Origin of the sequence: Erythrobacter sp., assembly GCF_040217515.1 — a bacterium.
Lineage (GTDB): Bacteria > Pseudomonadota > Alphaproteobacteria > Sphingomonadales > Sphingomonadaceae > Erythrobacter.
Genome location: NZ_JAVJPT010000009.1, coordinates 16,328 through 31,331 on the forward strand (window position 1 = coordinate 16,328; position 15,004 = coordinate 31,331).

Consider the following 15,004-nt stretch of genomic DNA (forward strand, 5'->3'; position numbering starts at 1 on the left):
GCCCACGGACAATATTATTGACCTTGTCACGGCATCTGTCCAATTGTTTGGACATATGACACCTCAAATCGCGAATTCCTGATGGCGGGCACGCCGTTCAAGGTCCGCTGGACCGCACGGCGCAACGCCGTCTTCGCGAATCCGAAATTCCAGCACTGGGCGGCGAAGCTGCCGCTGATCCGGCGAATCGCCCGCCACCGCGCCGGGACGATGTTCGATCTGGTGGTGGGCTTTTCCTATTCGCAAATCTTGCGCGCCGTGGTCGATAGCGAATTGCTCGACGTGCTCAAGACTGGCCCGATCGGCGCGAGCGAGGTCGCCGAACGGATCGGCCTCTCACACGATGCGGCCCTGTGCCTCCTGCGCGCGGCGCGCGCGCTCGACATCGCCGAAGAGGTGATCGAGGATGGCTGGATGCTCGGCCAGCAGGGCGCGGTACTGCATGCGGACGAGGGCACGCAGGCAATGATCCGCCACCACCGCCTGCTCTATCGCGACCTTGAATCGCCGCTCGACCTGCTGCGCGCGGATCGAGGCGAGCCGACCGAGCTGTCGCGCTTCTGGTCCTATGCCGGCGCGCTCCACGGCGCGGCTGAAACCGGGCGCGAGACGAACGAGTATTCGCGACTCATGGCGACCTCGCAGCAATTCGTCGCCGACCAGGTCCTCGCCGCCTTCCGCTTTCCCGAACGCGGGCGGCTGCTCGATGTCGGCGGCGGGCACGGCGCGTTTCTCGGCCATGTCGGCCGCGCCCGTCCGGGCCTGGAACTCGGCCTGTTCGACCTTCCGGAAGTTGTGGAAAAGGCGCGTGAAGACCTCTCCCGGACGCTGGGACCGGACCGGCTGTCCTTCCACCCGGGCGACTTCTTTCGCGATCCGATTCCGCCCGGCTACGACCTCGTCTCGCTGGTTCGCATCCTCCACGATCACGATGACGGACCCGCGCTCGATCTCCTGCGCAATATCCGCCGCGCGCTCGATCCGGGCAAGCGGTTGATGATCGCCGAGCCCATGGCCCGCGTGCCCGGCGCAGAGGCGATGGGGGAGGCCTTCTTCGGACTTTACCTGTGGGCGATGGGTTCGGGCCGGGCCCGCTCGGCCAAGGAGATCCGCGCAATGCTGGCGGAGGCCGGATTTTCGAGCGCGAAAAGTGTCCCCACCCCGCAGCCCGTGATCGCAAGCATCGTCGTCGCGACTGCTTGATTGAGCGTTGTCCAAAAAATTTGACAGTCCTACACGTAAGGCTTAACAGACAGATCGGAACACATGGTTTCGACCAGCTCGAGTCGGCGCATCAGCCGTCTCGAAATCAGGGCAAGCAGGAGCGAGCCGGATGGACACATTGGCAGTCATTCTCGAAGGGCCGGAGCGTCTTGCGCTCCGCTCGCTCGAACTGACGCCCGTGCAACCTGGCGATGTGGTGGTCGAAATCGCGTGGAGCGGTGTCAGCACCGGCACGGAGAAACTGCTCTGGACCGGGGCGATGCCGCCCTTCCCCGGAATGGGATACCCTCTGGTGCCCGGTTACGAATCGGTCGGCCGCATCATCGATGCGGGCGATGAGGCGAAAGGGCGGATTGGCGACTGGGTCTTCGTGCCCGGCGCGAACTGCTATTCCGGCGCGCGCGGCCTGTTCGGCGGCACGGCGAGCCAGGTCGTCGTTCCTTCCGCTCGGGTCCTGCCCGTGCCGGAAGAGCTCGGCGAGGCCGGCGTCCTCTGCGCGCTAACCGCCACCGCGCTGCACGCCATCAATGGCGGCGAACTTCCCGATCTCATCATCGGTCACGGCGTGCTCGGTCGCCTGCTCGCGCGGCTCACTCTGGCGCTGGGCGGCGAAGCGCCGACCGTGTGGGAAACCAATCCCGACCGCTGCCACGGCGCGACCGGCTACGAGGCGATCCACCCCGAAGCGGACGACCGCAAGGATTACCGCGCGATCTACGACGCCAGCGGCGATTCCAACCTCGTCGACACCCTGGTCGGCCGGATGGCGAAAGGCGGCGAGATCGTCCTTGCGGGCTTCTATTCCGAACGCGTGAGCTTTTCCTTCCCAGCCGCCTTCATGAAGGAGGCGCGCCTGCGCATCGCCGCCGAATGGCAGGCGGACGACATCGCACAGACGCACGACCTGATCGAAACGGGTCGGCTCGACCTTGCCGGACTGGTGACCAATCGCCGTCCGGCGCGGGATGCGACGGAGGCCTATCCGCAGGCCTTCAGCGATCCCGCTTGCCTGAAAATGGTTCTGGACTGGAGGGATTGCAGATGACCATGCTCGAATCACACGATGCCGCGCTTCGCGACGAGGCCGCGCAGGAACCCGATCCGGTTCACACCGGCGAGGTGACCAAGGAAACGCAGATCATCGCGATCTACGGCAAGGGGGGGTCGGGCAAGAGCTTCGCGCTTGCCAACCTCTCCTACATGATGGCGCAGCAGGGCAAACGCGTCCTGCTGATCGGCTGCGATCCCAAGTCGGATACGACGAGCCTGCTGTTCGGCGGCAAGTCGACCCCTTCGATCATCGAAACCTCTTCCAAGAAGAAGCTCGCCGGCGAGGAAATCAGCATCGAGGATGTCTGCTTCCAGCGCGACGGTGTGTTCGCGATGGAGCTCGGCGGGCCCGAAGTCGGCCGCGGTTGCGGCGGACGCGGGATCATCCACGGCTTCGAAACCCTGGAAAAGCTGGGCTTCCATGACTGGGGCTTCGATTATGTCCTGCTCGACTTTCTCGGCGATGTGGTGTGCGGCGGGTTCGGCCTGCCGATCGCGCGCGACATGTGCCAGAAGGTAATCGTGGTCGGCTCGAACGACCTGCAGTCGCTCTATGTGGCGAACAATGTCTGCCATGCGGTCGAATATTTCCGCAAGATGGGCGGCAATGTCGGTGTTGCCGGCATGATCGTGAACAAGGACGATGGCACGGGCGAGGCCCAGGCCTTTGCCGATGCGGTCGGCATCCCCGTGCTCACAGCGATCCCCGCGCATGAGGACATTCGCCGCAAGTCGGCCAACTACCAGATCATCGGCCATCCGGAAGGCGAATGGGGCAGCCTGTTCGAGGAGCTTTCGGCCAATGTCACCACCGCCCCGCCGCTCCAGCCCGCGCCGCTTGACCAGGATGGCCTGCTCGGCCTGTTCAAGCCCGAGGACACCGGCGGCGATGTGACGCTCGTGCCTGCCACCCAGGCCGACATGCGCGGCGGCGTCTTCGAAGAAAAGCCCAGCCTTGAAGTGATCTACGACGAGGAGGTCTGAGCCATGAACGACTTTTTCCCTTCTCCCGAAGAGCGCGGTAGCGAGGAAATCACCACCGACCGCGCGCCCGACCGGATCGATCTCGATGCCGCTCCCAAGGACGCGCCTGCCCCGGTCGAGGGCAGCGGCTGCCACGGCGGCAAGGACCGGATGCTCGAAGCCGCCAAGGCCGCGGGCAAGAGCGATATCCTCGAGCAATATGCCAAGGATTACCCGGTTGACCCCGAAAAGGGTCCGCATGACCAACCGCAGAGCATGTGCCCGGCTTTCGGGTCCCTGCGCGTGGGCCTGCGGATGCGCCGCACGGCAACGGTCCTGTCGGGCTCGGCCTGCTGCGTCTACGGCCTCACCTTCACTTCGCATTTCTACGGGGCCCGCCGCACCGTCGGCTACGTTCCGTTCAGCTCGGAAACGCTCGTTACCGGAAAGCTGTTCGAGGACATCAAGGAAGCGGTCGAGGATCTCGCCGACCCTGAACAGTACGACGCTATCGTGGTGACGAACCTGTGCGTTCCCACCGCCTCGGGCGTGCCGCTGCGTCTTTTGAAAAAGCAGATCAACGGCGTGCGCATCATCGGCATCGACGTGCCCGGCTTCGGCGTGCCCACCCATGCCGAAGCAAAGGACATCCTCGCCGGCGCGATGCTCAAATATGCCCGCGAGGAAGTCGAACAGGGCCCCGTCGCCGCCCCGCGTGAGCGCACGGACAAGCCCACCGTCACCCTGCTGGGCGAAATGTTCCCGGCCGATCCGGTGGTGATCGGGCAGATGCTGGAACCGCTGGGCCTTGCCGCCGGGCCGGTCGTCCCGACCCGCGAATGGCGCGAGCTCTATTCCGCGCTCGACGGTTCGGTCATCGCCGCGATCCACCCCTTCTACACCGCTTCGGTGCGCGAATTCGAAGCTGCGGGCCGGCCGATCATCGGCTCTGCCCCGGTTGGCGCCGATGGAACCGCCGCATGGCTCGACGCGATCGGCGAGACGATGGGTCTCGCCAAGGACAAAGTCGACGGTGTCAAGAACACCATGATCGGCGCAATCAAGGGCGCTCTGGCCGGATCGCAGATAAAGGGCCGGATCACCGTTTCGGGCTATGAGGGTTCCGAACTTCTCGTCGCCCGCCTGCTGATCGAAAGCGGCGCGGAAGTACCCTATGTCGGCAGCGCCTGTCCGAAGACCAAGTGGTCGGATCCCGACCGCGAATGGCTCGAAGCGCGTGGTTGCCGCGTGAACTATCGCGCCAGCCTCGAAGAGGACATCGCCGCGATCGAGGAATTCCGCCCCGATCTCGCGGTCGGCACCACTCCGGTTGTCCAGCACGCCAAGACGAAGGCGATCCCTTCGCTCTATTTCACCAATCTCATCTCGGCGCGGCCGCTGATGGGGCCGGCGGGCGCGGGAAGCCTCGCCACCGTGATCAACAGTGCGATGGGCAACAAAGACCGCTTCGACACGATGCGCGACTTCTTTGAGGGTGTCGGCAGCGAACACGCCGCGGGCGTGTGGGAGGACACTCCGGTCGACCGGCCCAAGTTCCGCAAGAAATACGCCGCTCTCAACGAAGCGGCACGCAAGGCATCGGAGGCGGTTGGCACATGACACTCGTACTCGATCACGATCGCGCCGGCGGATATTGGGGTGCAACCTACGTCTTCACCGCAGTGAAGGGCCTGCAGGTCATCATCGACGGCCCCGTTGGCTGCGAGAACCTGCCGGTGACCTCGGTGCTACACTACACCGATGCCCTGCCCCCGCATGAATTGCCCATCGTTGTCACCGGGCTCGCCGAGGAAGAGCTCGGCAAGACCGGAACGGAAGGCGCAATGAAGCGGGCCTGGGAAACGCTCGATCCGGAACTGCCCGCAGTCGTCGTCACCGGCTCCATTGCCGAAATGATCGGCGGCGGCGTGACCCCCGAAGGCACCAACATCAAGCGCTTCCTGCCGCGCACCATCGACGAGGACCAGTGGCAGTCGGCCGACCGTGCGATGACGTGGCTATGGACCGAATTCGGTCCCAAGAAGATGCCCAAGCGCAAGGAGCGCAAGGAAGGCGAAAAGCCGGTCGTCAACATTCTCGGCCCGGCCTACGGCATGTTCAACATGCCATCCGACCTCGCCGAGATACGGCGCCTGGTCGAAGGGATCGGGGCCGAAGTCGGGATGGTTTTCCCGCTTGGCAGCCACCTCGCCGACATCCGCAAGCTCGGCACCGCCGATGCCAATGTGTGCATGTACCGCGAGTTCGGCCGGAACCTGTGCGAGACGCTCGACGTGCCCTATTTCCAGGCGCCGATCGGGCTGTCCTCGACGACGAAATTCCTGCGTTCGCTCGGCGCGGAGCTCGGGCTCGATCCCGAACCGTTCATCGAGCGCGAGAAGCACACGACGATCAAGCCGCTGTGGGACCTGTGGCGCTCGGTCACGCAGGATTTCTTCGCCACGGCGAGCTTCGGCATCGTCGCGAACGAGACCTATGCCCGTGGCATCCGCCATTTCCTCGAAGAGGACATGGGCCTGCCCTGCACAATTGCGGTTTCGCGCTGCGCCGGGGTCAAGCCCAAGAACGAGGACGTCCGCGAACAGATCAGGGCCAACGCGCCGCTGGTGATGTTCGGCAGCTATAACGAGCGCATGTACATGGCCGAATGCGGGGCTCGCGGGGAATTCATCCCCGCGAGCTTCCCGGGCGCTGCGATCCGCCGCCACACCGGCACGCCTTTCATGGGCTATTCCGGAGCGACCTATCTCGTCCAGGAAGTGTGCAACGCGCTGTTCGACGCGCTCTTCCATATCCTGCCGCTCGGCACGGACATGGACCAGGTCGATGCGACTCCGGCGAAAGACGAGCCCGAATTGACGTGGGACAAAGACGCCAAGGCGCGGCTCGATAAACTGGTCGACGAACAGCCGGTCCTTATCCGCATATCCGCCGCCAAGCGCCTGCGCGACGCGGCCGAGCGCACCGCCCGAAGCCGCGGCGAAGAAGTGGTGACCGAAGATTGCCTCGCCGAGGCGCTGCTGCAGGGCCAAGGCGCGTGACGCGCTTGCGCGCCCCTGCCCCGAGCGCCGCAGCCTCGGCGCAACGAAATGCCCGGTCAACGGGCGATCCAATCCACGTGGGGGATCACGCGGGGATGCCGACGGGAGCCTTCGGGCTCCCACTCAAACCCAACTGTACGGAGACATACCTATGACTGATCCGAACCCCGGCGGTGAGCGGGTGGGAACCTATCTCACGCCCGAAGAAGCCCAGGAAATCCACAAGGGCTTCATGTCGACCTTCACCCTCTATGTCGTGATTGCGCTCGTCGCGCATGCGCTGATGTGGGCCTACAAGCCCTGGTTCGGCGGCGGCTTCGGCCTCTGATTGCAGGCCTGACCGGCTCCGTGCCGGACAGACACGTAATCACAAGGTCTTACTGAAAGGAATTATCCCATGTGGAGAATCTGGTTCTACTTCGACATCCGTCGAGCACTGGTGGGCCTGCACGTCGTTCTCGCCGTGCTCGCTTTCACCATTCACTTCATCCTGCTCAGCACGGATCGCTACAACTGGCTTGAAAACGCCCCCGGCACCACGGCGCCGGCCCAGGCTGCCATCGAGCTGTCGGAAGCCCCGACTGCGAGCTGACGCAAGCCGAAATGTGAGGGGGCAGGTTCGCCTGCCTGCCTCCTGACACTTCTGACGCAACCTTCAATACCCGCCGTCAGGCGGGAAGGATGGACCTATGGCGCTCCTTAGTTTCGAGCGGAAATACCGCACGCGTGGCGGCACCTTGATCGGCGGCGACCTCTTCGACTTCTGGGTCGGGCCGTTTTATGTCGGCTTCTTTGGGGTGACGACGGCCATCAGCGCTCTGCTTGGCACCGCGCTCATCTTCGCCGCTGCCATCGAGGGGCCGACCCTCAATCCCTGGCTGATCGACATCCAACCGCCGCCGATCGAAGCCGGGCTTGCCCTCGCCCCTCTGAGCGAGGGCGGATACTGGCAGATCATAACGGCCTGCGCAGTCGTCGCCTTCTATTCATGGGTGTTCCGCCAGGCGGAGATCTCGCGCAAGCTGGGGATGGGGTACCACGTGCCCGTCGCCTTCAGCATCGCCGTCTTCGCCTATGTGACCCTTAACGTGATCCGGCCGGTCTGGATGGGTGCCTGGGGGCACGCATTCCCCTACGGCATCTGGAGTCACCTCGATTGGGTTTCCAACACCGGGTACATGTATGTGAACTTCCACTATAACCCGGTTCACATGCTGGCGATCACCTTCTTCTTCACGAACTGCCTGGCGCTCGCGCTGCATGGTGGCCTGGTGCTCTCGGCGGTCAATCCGTCGAACGGGACCAACGTGAAGACGCCCGAATACGAAGACACCTATTTCCGTGATTTCATCGGTTATTCGGTCGGCACGCTGGGCATCCACCGTGTGGGGCTCTTCCTCGCTCTCAATGCGGGCTTCTGGAGCGCCATCTGCATCGTCATTTCAGGAACCCTTTACGTCGGCAGCTGGCCGGAATTCTGGGATTTCTGGAAGAAGATCCCAATCTGGTCGTGAGGAGCACCTGAACCATGGCGACTTATCAAAACATCTTTACCCAGGTACAGGTAACCGGGCCCCCGGAAATGGGGATCCCCCTCGCCCCCGAGGAGGATGTCCGGATCCCGTCGACGGGCAACAATTACTGGCTCGGCAAGATCGGCCAGGCCCAGTTCGGTCCGATCTATCTTGGCTGGCTCGGCACTGCCTCGCTTGCCTTCGGTACGCTCGCGATCCTGATCATCGGGTTCAATTTCTGGGCCCAGGTCGACTGGAGCCCGCAGGCCTTCGTGCGCGAGTTCTTCTGGCTCTCGCTCGATCCTCCGGGTCCCGAATACGGTTTCAGCCTGTTCGTGCCTCTCAATGAGGGGGGATGGTTCATCCTCGCCGGCGGCTTCCTGACTGCATCGGTACTCCTGTGGTTGGCCCGGACCTATTCGCGGGCCAAGGCGCTCGGCATGGGGATGCACATTCCCTGGGCCTTCGCCAGCGCGATCTGGCTGTTCCTGGTGCTGGGCTTCATTCGCCCGCTCTTGCTCGGCCAGTGGTCGGAAGCTGTGCCCTACGGCATCTTCAGCCACCTCGACTGGACCAACAACTTCTCGCTTATCCATGGGAACCTGTTCTACAACCCGTTCCACGCGCTCTCGATCGTGTTCCTCTACGGCTCCGCGCTCCTCTTCGCGATGCACGGGGCGACGATCCTCGCCGTGGGCCGGTATGGCGGCGAACGCGAGATCGAACAGATCACCGATCGCGGGACGGCTTCGGAACGCGCAGCGCTGTTCTGGAGGTGGACCATGGGCTTCAACGCCTCGATGGAATCGATCCATCGCTGGGCCTGGTGGTTCGCGGTCCTGACCACGCTGACCGGCGGGATCGGCATTCTGCTCAGCGGAACCGTGGTCGATAACTGGTATGTCTGGGCGCAGGAGCACTATTACGCTCCCAAGTGACGCTGCCCGGAGACGGGGCTTCGCGCACTAGCGGTCAGAGCCCCGTCCGTCGGCCTCATCGAAAAGCCCGGCTGCACCCATCGTGCGGCCGGGCTGTTTCTTTTTGCGGAACGGACCATTGGCAGGCAGGCCAGGATCACGCCTTACAAGCCGGACCACCACGACATGCCGATCAATCGCGGACCACCCGGTCGGCTTCGACGTTCACTCGCGGCCCTTCTCCCGCTGCCGCAGATCGAGCAGATGCAGCGGCAACGACAGGGCGAGCGGCACGGCGATGAGCGGCCAGGCGGAGCCGGTCAACGCTCCTCGCAGGCCAAGGACGATAAGTGCCGCCGGCCCAAGCAATCCGACTAGCTCGCGCCAGCCCCACCCCCTTGCTCGCAGCCAGAGCGCCTCCGCAAGGAGCACGGCGAGGATCAGGTCGGCAGCGTGGCCGGTCTCGAACAGCCAGGACATGGGAAAAGGGCTCCGGGTAGGCGAAAGCAAGGACATTGGCCTGCCACAGGGAGGGGGACCAGCGCCAGTACCAGTACCAGTAACGGTGCCGGTACCGGTGCCGGTACCGGTGCGGGCAACTTGCCATGGCCGTACATCCGATCACGCTCGAGCGTCAGTGGGGAAAGAAGCGAGGAATCAACCGGCTTATTTCGAGCGCCGACTTCGTCGCCGGGCCAGGGAGCCCTAAAACGGCAAGCGCCCAGACCTCCGCCTTGCCCGGCAGAGGTGATGGGGGACTTTCAGCCGAAGGGCGGGTTCAGCTCGAGCACAGCCCAGTTGAGCGCGCCCGCCATGCTGACCCAGCCGAGATAGGGGACCAGCAGCAGGCTGGCGCCGCGAGAATAGCGGCCGCAATAGATGATCAGGGCAATGATCGAGAGCCACAGCGCGATCAGTTCATAAAATGCCCAATCGGGCCGCTGGAGCCGGAAGAAAAGCAGGCTCCAGGTGATGTTAAGAAAGCCGTTCAGCGCGAACAAGCTGACGATCCGTTCGGAAACCGCACTGTCGGGCGCGGCACGCCACGCCGTCACCGCTGACACGACGACGAGCGCGTACATCAGCGTCCACGCCATCGGGAACATCGGATCGGGCGGCGTCCAGTCGGGCTTTTCGAGCCCTTGGTACCAAGGCCCCAGATCCGTGATCGTCGCTCCCAGCGCCGCCACGCACAGCGCGGCGAGCGTGGCAACGACGACCGGAAGGATCCAGGTGGCTCTCATGGGAAGGGTTTTAACGTGTCGCCTCCCGCAAGCCCAGCAGATGCGCGGTGTCCTTGAGGAAAATCTTGACGTGCGCCATTGGCTTGGCCCGGACGAGCTTCTTGTTCATGTAAGCCTGCCAGGTGAGCTGCTGCACATCCTTGTCGTCGCACATCGTGACGAAGCGTTCGCGGCGCTTGTCGCTCGAATACCAGAAATACTGCATGATCCCCAGCACCCAGAAGACCTTGCCGTGCTCTTTCATGAAACGGCTGCGCGCTTTCCGGAGGGCCTTCGCCTCGCCGGTTTTGAGGAATTGCGAGGCTGCCTCGGCGACCACGCGGCCGCCGGTCATGGCATAGTAGATGCCCTCGCCCGAGGCCGGGGCGACGACACCCGCCGCATCGCCCGCAACGATCACGTCGGCGCCGTTGTCCCAGCGCTTAAGGGGCTTGAGCGGAATGGGCGCGCCCTCGCGTCGGACGGTTTCACACCGAGTAAGGCCAAGATCGGAACGCATCGTCGAAATCGCGCCGCGCAGGCTGAAACCCTTGTTGGCGCTGCCCACACCCACGCTCGCGGTTTCGCCATGCGGGAAGACCCAGGCGTAGAAATCGGGCGAGAGCTTGCCCTGGTAGAACACGTCGCAGCGCGAGTGGTCATAGGCGTCCGAATCCTCTTGAGGGGACTTGATGATTTCGTGATAGGCGAAAACACAGGGAACCCGCTCGGCCCCGGGCAGGCATTGCTTGGCAACGGCGGAACGCGCGCCGTCCGCTCCGATCACGCAGCGCGCACGGACCCGTTCGATTTCGCCGCCCCGCTGACGGCGAAAGGTGACGATTGGATGGGCTTCATCGTCACGCTCGATCTTCTCGAACGTGCCCTCCAGCCTTTCGGCACCCGAATAGCGCGCCCTTTCGCGCAGCCATTCGTCGAATTCCTCGCGGTCGACCATGCCGACATAGCCGATTTCGCCGACCGGCATGTCGACCGCCCGGCCCGAAGGCGCAATCATGCGCGCCGAGCGCGCGCGCGCCACGAGCAGGCTCTGCGGAATGTCGAAGTCTTCCATCAAGCGGGGCGGTACCGCGCCGCCGCAGGGCTTGATCCGCCCTCCGCGCTCGAGCAGCAGCACCGAATGCCCGGCCAGGGCAAGGTCGGTCGCGGCAGTGGCACCGGACGGGCCGCCACCTACAACGACGGCATCATAAATCTTCTCTGTCATGCGAACACCTCCGAATCGCGCGCGGATCCCGTTTGCGGAACCGCGCTGGTGCCTGTCGTGCGCAGGGCAAGGCCTGCCGCGATCACGAACAGGATCGCCTCGATGGCAAAAATGAACCGGAAGGCGCTGCCATCGTGCGCCATGATCTGCCGGGCGATATCGACGCCCAGCGCTCCGAGAAGACCGCCGAGACCGAAGGCGATCGCCTGGCTCGCGCCCCAAACTCCCATCCGCACCCCTTCACGGGTGGTCCGTCCGGCCCCGGCGAGACCCATCATCGCGCCGATCGCCGATACGGCAAAGACGCCGTTCGAGAAGCCGAGAACGAAAACGTTGATCCCGATCGGCCAGCCCGGCCCGTGCATGGCCGCAGCGCCGAGCGCCGCGAGAGCCAGCGCGGAGCCGAGACAGCCGGCCACGACCCACAGCCGCAATTCTCCGGGAAGCCGCCCGGCAAAGGCACTGCCGCCGATTCCGGCTACGATCATGCCGATCAGGATGCCGCCCTGGTGCTGGCCGCCCAACTGGGTCGATTCGCCCGGTTCCATGCCGAAGACGAGGCCTGCAAAGGGCTCGAGGATGAGGTCCTGCATACTGAAAGCGATCATCGAAACGAATATGAAAACCGAAAAGCGCCGCGCCGCCTGCTCTTGCCATATCTCGGCAATGGCGGCCTTGAAGCCGGGAGCCTCCCCGCCCTCTGCGGCGTGCCCATAGCGCCCCGCCTGCCGCTCGAGCCGGAAAGTCGCAAACACCGTTAGCGCGAGCATGGCAAGCGCAAGCCCGCCGGAGACCAAGACGAGCCGCTCGTAGGAAAACGGCTTGAGCAGCGCACCGACCGAAAAAGCGGCAGCGACAATGCCGGCCACCATCATGATCCAGGTCACGGCCGCCGCAGCCGCGCGGCGGCGGGGGGAAACACCCGAAGCGAGCATGGCGAGCGCTGAGGTCCCCCCGGCACCCACTCCCGCACCGATCAGGGAATAGGACAGGACGGCCAAAACAAAACCGGGCACGAAGGAAGAACCCATGAGGATGGTTGCCTGCGTCGCCAGGAGCGCGCCCGCGCCCAGAACCGCAACCCCGCCGATGATCCAGACGGTCCGACCGCCGCCCCGGTCGGAACCGTGCCCCCACAGCGGGCGGGCAAGCTGGACGGCGTAGTGCCACGCAACGAGGCCGGCGGGAATCGCCGCCACCAGACCGATCTCGACCACCATGACGCGGTTGAGAACCGTCGTGACCAGCATCACCAACGCCCCGATCGCCGCCTGGACCAGCCCGATCCGCGCAATTCCAAACCAGCCGAACCCCCGCTCTTCTGCGGCGACGGTCGCTCTCTCACGCGGAGACACGGGCGCATGCATCAGACGTATCCACCGAGGCCGAGGGCCGCTGCAAGCATGCCGAGCACGTAGAGAGTGACACCCACGCCATTATACCATGGCGCGTATTTCGCCGGGTCGCTGACGAGCCTGGGCATGGCGAGAAATTGCGCGATGAGCGAGAGGCCGACAACGCTCGCCGAAATCGTATAGCCCCAGCCCATCAGCAGCGCGATCACCACGACCTGCGCAGCAGCCATCACGGCGCAGGCGACGATCGCCGCGCCCTCGACTCCCATCACGACAGGCAGCGAATTCAGCCCAGTCGCCCGGTCGCCTTCAACCGCCTTGAAATCGTTCAGTGTCATGATCCCGTGCGCGCCGAGGCTGTAGAGCACGAGTACGATGAGCACCTCGCTGGACGGCATCGCGCCCAGCATTACGGTCGCACCGGTGAACCAGCTCAGGCCCTCATAGGTCAGCCCGACCACGAGCGGCCCGGTCCACCCGCTCGTCTTGAAGCGGAAAGGCGGCATCGAATAGCCCCAGGCGAGCGCGAGGCCGACCAGCGCAGCCACGAAAACCAGTTCGCCAAGTGCAAGCGCAACCAATGCGGAAAGCAGCGACCCGATAAGGGCGATGTAGAGCCCCCAGCGCCCCGCGATCCGCCCCGAAGGAATCGGCCTGTCGGGCTCGTTGATCGCATCCACGTGGCGATCGAACCAGTCATTGACCGCCTGGCTTGTCCCGCAGACGAGCGGCCCTGCCAGCAGGACCCCGCCGGCCACGAACCACCAGCGGCCCTCCAGCCCCGCCCCCGAGGAGACAGCGCCGCACATGAAGGCCCACATCGGCGGGAACCACGTGATCGGCTTGAGCAATTGCAGGACGTCGCGCGGCGCGGGCACAGGCGCAGGGCGAGTCGAGGTTGCGGTCGTTTCCATGGGGGCAGGCTATGCCTGACAGTGGTAGGCGTCAAATATTTTTGACACCCTATTTGGACAAAGAAGCAGATTCCCGCACTTTCCCGAGAATTCCTGTCAGCACAGTCAGGCGCGAAGTGTCAAAACCGCTTACGACTCGGGTTCGCTTGGCAGGTTACCGAGGCCGTAGCGATGCAGTTTGGAATAGAGACTCTGGCGAGACAGGCCGAGGATCTCGGCCGCAGAGGCGCGATTGTCGGAAGTGTAAGACAGCGCCGCCTCGATGCACAGGCGTTCGATCAGGTCGGTGCTCTCGCGCACGATGTCCTTCAATGACATGCGCCCGACCAGATCGGTCAGCTGTTCGACCGAACGCGGGAGGTCCTGCGCGCCCGGCGGCAGGTCGCGCAGCCGCCGCCCGATCGGTCGAATGACGAAGGCGTAAAGCGGATTGTCGCCTCCCGAGCGGACTGCGGACAATTCGACCGGTTCGCCCTCCACTTCGCCCCCGGTGCGCAGGACGGTGCCGACATTTCGGGCCGCGCCGTGCTGATCGATCTGGCCTTCGATAAGGTCGAGATCGATGCCCGGGCGCCCGACCCATTCCGAAAGGTGGCGCCCGCGCAGCTGGTCGAGGCTCGCGGCCTCAACCATCTCGACGAAGGCGTTGTTCGCACTCACCACTTCCAGGCCCGCATCGGCGACGACAAAGGCATCGGGCATCTCGTCGACCAGATCGAGCACTGGAGATTGGTCGACCCCCGCCTGCTCTTCCACCGGAACGAGGCGGACCAGCAGGAACTGGCCGCGATCTTGCGTGAAGCCCGCCATCGAGGCGTTCACTTCGCGCGAATTGCGGGTGAGCTTGATAGGAGCAGGGCTTGCCGCATCGGAGGCGAGCGCCGCCCCGACCAAAGTCTGCAGCGTGTCGCGGGCGGACTTGTCGACAACGCCGGGTAGCTTCTTGCCGGGCAGGCTGCCGGCGCGCGCGCCGAGCAGGGAATGGGCGGCAGGGTTGGCTTCCCTGATCCGCAGGCTCGACGCCTCCACGATCAGCACCGCCTCCTGCGAGCGCTCGAACAGCATGCGATAGCGGGTCTCGAGCTGGCGCATGCGCAGATAATCGCGCTCCAGCGATTGCTGGACCTGGAGCAGCCGCGCCTGCAGCTTGCCCGCTTCGCGCAGGTCGCGCCCGAAAGCGATGCGGTGCTCGCCCTGATTGACGCTGAGCACGGCATAGCGAATCGGCACCTCGCCATCGCGGGTCGGGTGATTGACCTGGCGCCAGTGCTGGACTTCGCCGCGGCGGGCGGCGGCGAGCATCTCCATGATCTTGGGGCGGGATTCGTCCGTGACCGTCTCGATCCAGTTGGTCCCGACCCAGCCTTCGAGATTCGGGAAATCCTTGGGATCGAAAGCCGCGTCGAGGATGGTGCCGGTATCGTCGAGAACGAGAGTGACATCGCCCGCAACCATGGCGAGCTTCATCGCTGCATCGGCATCGAGGGTGTCGAACAGTTCGGCAGCGTGGCCGAAGGGGTTTTTACCCTCGATGGAATGCTTGCGGGTGAGCAT

General features: G+C 64.5%; 15 protein-coding genes. 9 read left to right on the plus strand and 6 right to left on the minus strand.

Going from position 1 to position 15,004, the window contains the following annotated elements; genetic code table 11:
* Nucleotides 1-81 precede the first annotated feature (81 nt).
* The 9 genes from RIB52_RS11795 (at nt 82) to pufM (ending at nt 8,751) form a co-directional block, all read left to right on the plus strand.
* Nucleotides 82-1,203, plus strand: coding sequence for a methyltransferase (locus RIB52_RS11795; RefSeq protein ID WP_350175755.1), 1,122 nt, complete (start codon nt 82-84; stop codon nt 1,201-1,203).
* A 130-nt stretch (nt 1,204-1,333) separates the two neighbouring features.
* Complete coding sequence (gene bchC, locus RIB52_RS11800) at nt 1,334-2,269, plus strand: chlorophyll synthesis pathway protein BchC (RefSeq protein ID WP_350175757.1); 936 nt, start codon at nt 1,334-1,336, stop codon at nt 2,267-2,269.
* Nucleotides 2,266-3,258 (plus strand): chlorophyllide a reductase iron protein subunit X, encoded by a 993-nt coding sequence (locus RIB52_RS11805; protein ID WP_350175759.1) that lies wholly within the window; start codon nt 2,266-2,268, stop codon nt 3,256-3,258. The genes bchC and RIB52_RS11805 overlap by 4 nt, the downstream gene beginning before the upstream one ends.
* A gap of 3 nt (nt 3,259-3,261) precedes the next feature.
* Entirely contained in the window at nt 3,262-4,857 is a 1,596-nt protein-coding gene (gene bchY, locus RIB52_RS11810; protein WP_350175761.1) for a chlorophyllide a reductase subunit Y, read from the plus strand.
* Nucleotides 4,854-6,299 (plus strand): chlorophyllide a reductase subunit Z, encoded by a 1,446-nt coding sequence (bchZ, locus tag RIB52_RS11815; RefSeq protein WP_350175763.1) that lies wholly within the window; start codon nt 4,854-4,856, stop codon nt 6,297-6,299. Before bchY ends, bchZ begins: the two co-directional genes overlap by 4 nt.
* A gap of 151 nt (nt 6,300-6,450) precedes the next feature.
* Nucleotides 6,451-6,627: a light-harvesting antenna LH1, beta subunit gene (pufB, locus tag RIB52_RS11820; protein WP_291135175.1), complete on the plus strand. Its 177-nt coding sequence runs from the start codon at nt 6,451-6,453 to the stop codon at nt 6,625-6,627.
* A gap of 69 nt (nt 6,628-6,696) precedes the next feature.
* On the plus strand, nt 6,697-6,891 hold the full coding sequence (gene pufA / locus RIB52_RS11825) for a light-harvesting antenna LH1, alpha subunit (protein ID WP_034904388.1): 195 nt from the start codon (nt 6,697-6,699) through the stop codon (nt 6,889-6,891).
* A 97-nt stretch (nt 6,892-6,988) separates the two neighbouring features.
* Entirely contained in the window at nt 6,989-7,813 is an 825-nt protein-coding gene (gene pufL / locus RIB52_RS11830; RefSeq protein ID WP_350175766.1) for a photosynthetic reaction center subunit L, read from the plus strand.
* 14 nt (nt 7,814-7,827) lie between these two features.
* Nucleotides 7,828-8,751, plus strand: coding sequence for a photosynthetic reaction center subunit M (gene pufM, locus RIB52_RS11835; RefSeq protein ID WP_350175768.1), 924 nt, complete (start codon nt 7,828-7,830; stop codon nt 8,749-8,751).
* A 204-nt stretch (nt 8,752-8,955) separates the two neighbouring features.
* Here the strand turns inward: pufM and RIB52_RS11840 are convergent, their stop codons facing one another.
* From RIB52_RS11840 to ppsR, 6 genes are all read right to left on the minus strand, one after another.
* The gene (locus RIB52_RS11840) at nt 8,956-9,210 is read right to left on the minus strand and encodes a hypothetical protein (RefSeq protein ID WP_350175770.1); all 255 of its coding nucleotides are present in this window, start codon (nt 9,208-9,210) and stop codon (nt 8,956-8,958) included.
* A gap of 281 nt (nt 9,211-9,491) precedes the next feature.
* Nucleotides 9,492-9,974 carry a TspO/MBR family protein gene (locus RIB52_RS11845; RefSeq protein WP_350175772.1) on the minus strand — a complete coding sequence of 161 codons (483 nt, stop codon included), beginning with the start codon at nt 9,972-9,974 and terminating at the stop codon, nt 9,492-9,494.
* 10 nt (nt 9,975-9,984) lie between these two features.
* Entirely contained in the window at nt 9,985-11,181 is a 1,197-nt protein-coding gene (locus RIB52_RS11850; protein ID WP_350175774.1) for a geranylgeranyl diphosphate reductase, read from the minus strand.
* A complete protein-coding gene (locus RIB52_RS11855; protein WP_350175776.1) occupies nt 11,178-12,548 on the minus strand; it encodes a BCD family MFS transporter in 1,371 nt (456 codons plus the stop codon). Before RIB52_RS11855 ends, RIB52_RS11850 begins: the two co-directional genes overlap by 4 nt.
* Nucleotides 12,548-13,450, minus strand: a complete 903-nt coding sequence (gene chlG / locus RIB52_RS11860) for a chlorophyll synthase ChlG (RefSeq protein ID WP_350175778.1) — start codon at nt 13,448-13,450, stop codon at nt 12,548-12,550. The genes RIB52_RS11855 and chlG overlap by 1 nt, the downstream gene beginning before the upstream one ends.
* Before the next feature lie 129 nt (nt 13,451-13,579).
* The gene (ppsR, locus tag RIB52_RS11865; RefSeq protein ID WP_350175780.1) at nt 13,580-15,004 is read right to left on the minus strand and encodes a transcriptional regulator PpsR; all 1,425 of its coding nucleotides are present in this window, start codon (nt 15,002-15,004) and stop codon (nt 13,580-13,582) included.

What these genes read in the sequence shown, in the direction of transcription:
- RIB52_RS11795 (WP_350175755.1), top strand. Translation starts at nt 82, where the DNA reads ATGGCGGGCACGCCGTTCAAGGTCCGCTGGACCGCACGGCGCAACGCC.
- bchC (WP_350175757.1), top strand. Translation starts at nt 1,334, where the DNA reads ATGGACACATTGGCAGTCATTCTCGAAGGGCCGGAGCGTCTTGCGCTC.
- RIB52_RS11805 (WP_350175759.1), top strand. Translation starts at nt 2,266, where the DNA reads ATGACCATGCTCGAATCACACGATGCCGCGCTTCGCGACGAGGCCGCG.
- bchY (WP_350175761.1), top strand. Translation starts at nt 3,262, where the DNA reads ATGAACGACTTTTTCCCTTCTCCCGAAGAGCGCGGTAGCGAGGAAATC.
- bchZ (WP_350175763.1), top strand. Translation starts at nt 4,854, where the DNA reads ATGACACTCGTACTCGATCACGATCGCGCCGGCGGATATTGGGGTGCA.
- pufB (WP_291135175.1), top strand. Translation starts at nt 6,451, where the DNA reads ATGACTGATCCGAACCCCGGCGGTGAGCGGGTGGGAACCTATCTCACG.
- pufA (WP_034904388.1), top strand. Translation starts at nt 6,697, where the DNA reads ATGTGGAGAATCTGGTTCTACTTCGACATCCGTCGAGCACTGGTGGGC.
- pufL (WP_350175766.1), top strand. Translation starts at nt 6,989, where the DNA reads ATGGCGCTCCTTAGTTTCGAGCGGAAATACCGCACGCGTGGCGGCACC.
- pufM (WP_350175768.1), top strand. Translation starts at nt 7,828, where the DNA reads ATGGCGACTTATCAAAACATCTTTACCCAGGTACAGGTAACCGGGCCC.
- RIB52_RS11840 (WP_350175770.1), bottom strand. Translation starts at nt 9,210, where the DNA reads ATGTCCTGGCTGTTCGAGACCGGCCACGCTGCCGACCTGATCCTCGCC.
- RIB52_RS11845 (WP_350175772.1), bottom strand. Translation starts at nt 9,974, where the DNA reads ATGAGAGCCACCTGGATCCTTCCGGTCGTCGTTGCCACGCTCGCCGCG.
- RIB52_RS11850 (WP_350175774.1), bottom strand. Translation starts at nt 11,181, where the DNA reads ATGACAGAGAAGATTTATGATGCCGTCGTTGTAGGTGGCGGCCCGTCC.
- RIB52_RS11855 (WP_350175776.1), bottom strand. Translation starts at nt 12,548, where the DNA reads ATGCATGCGCCCGTGTCTCCGCGTGAGAGAGCGACCGTCGCCGCAGAA.
- chlG (WP_350175778.1), bottom strand. Translation starts at nt 13,450, where the DNA reads ATGGAAACGACCGCAACCTCGACTCGCCCTGCGCCTGTGCCCGCGCCG.
- ppsR (WP_350175780.1), bottom strand. Translation starts at nt 15,004, where the DNA reads ATGCTCACCCGCAAGCATTCCATCGAGGGTAAAAACCCCTTCGGCCAC.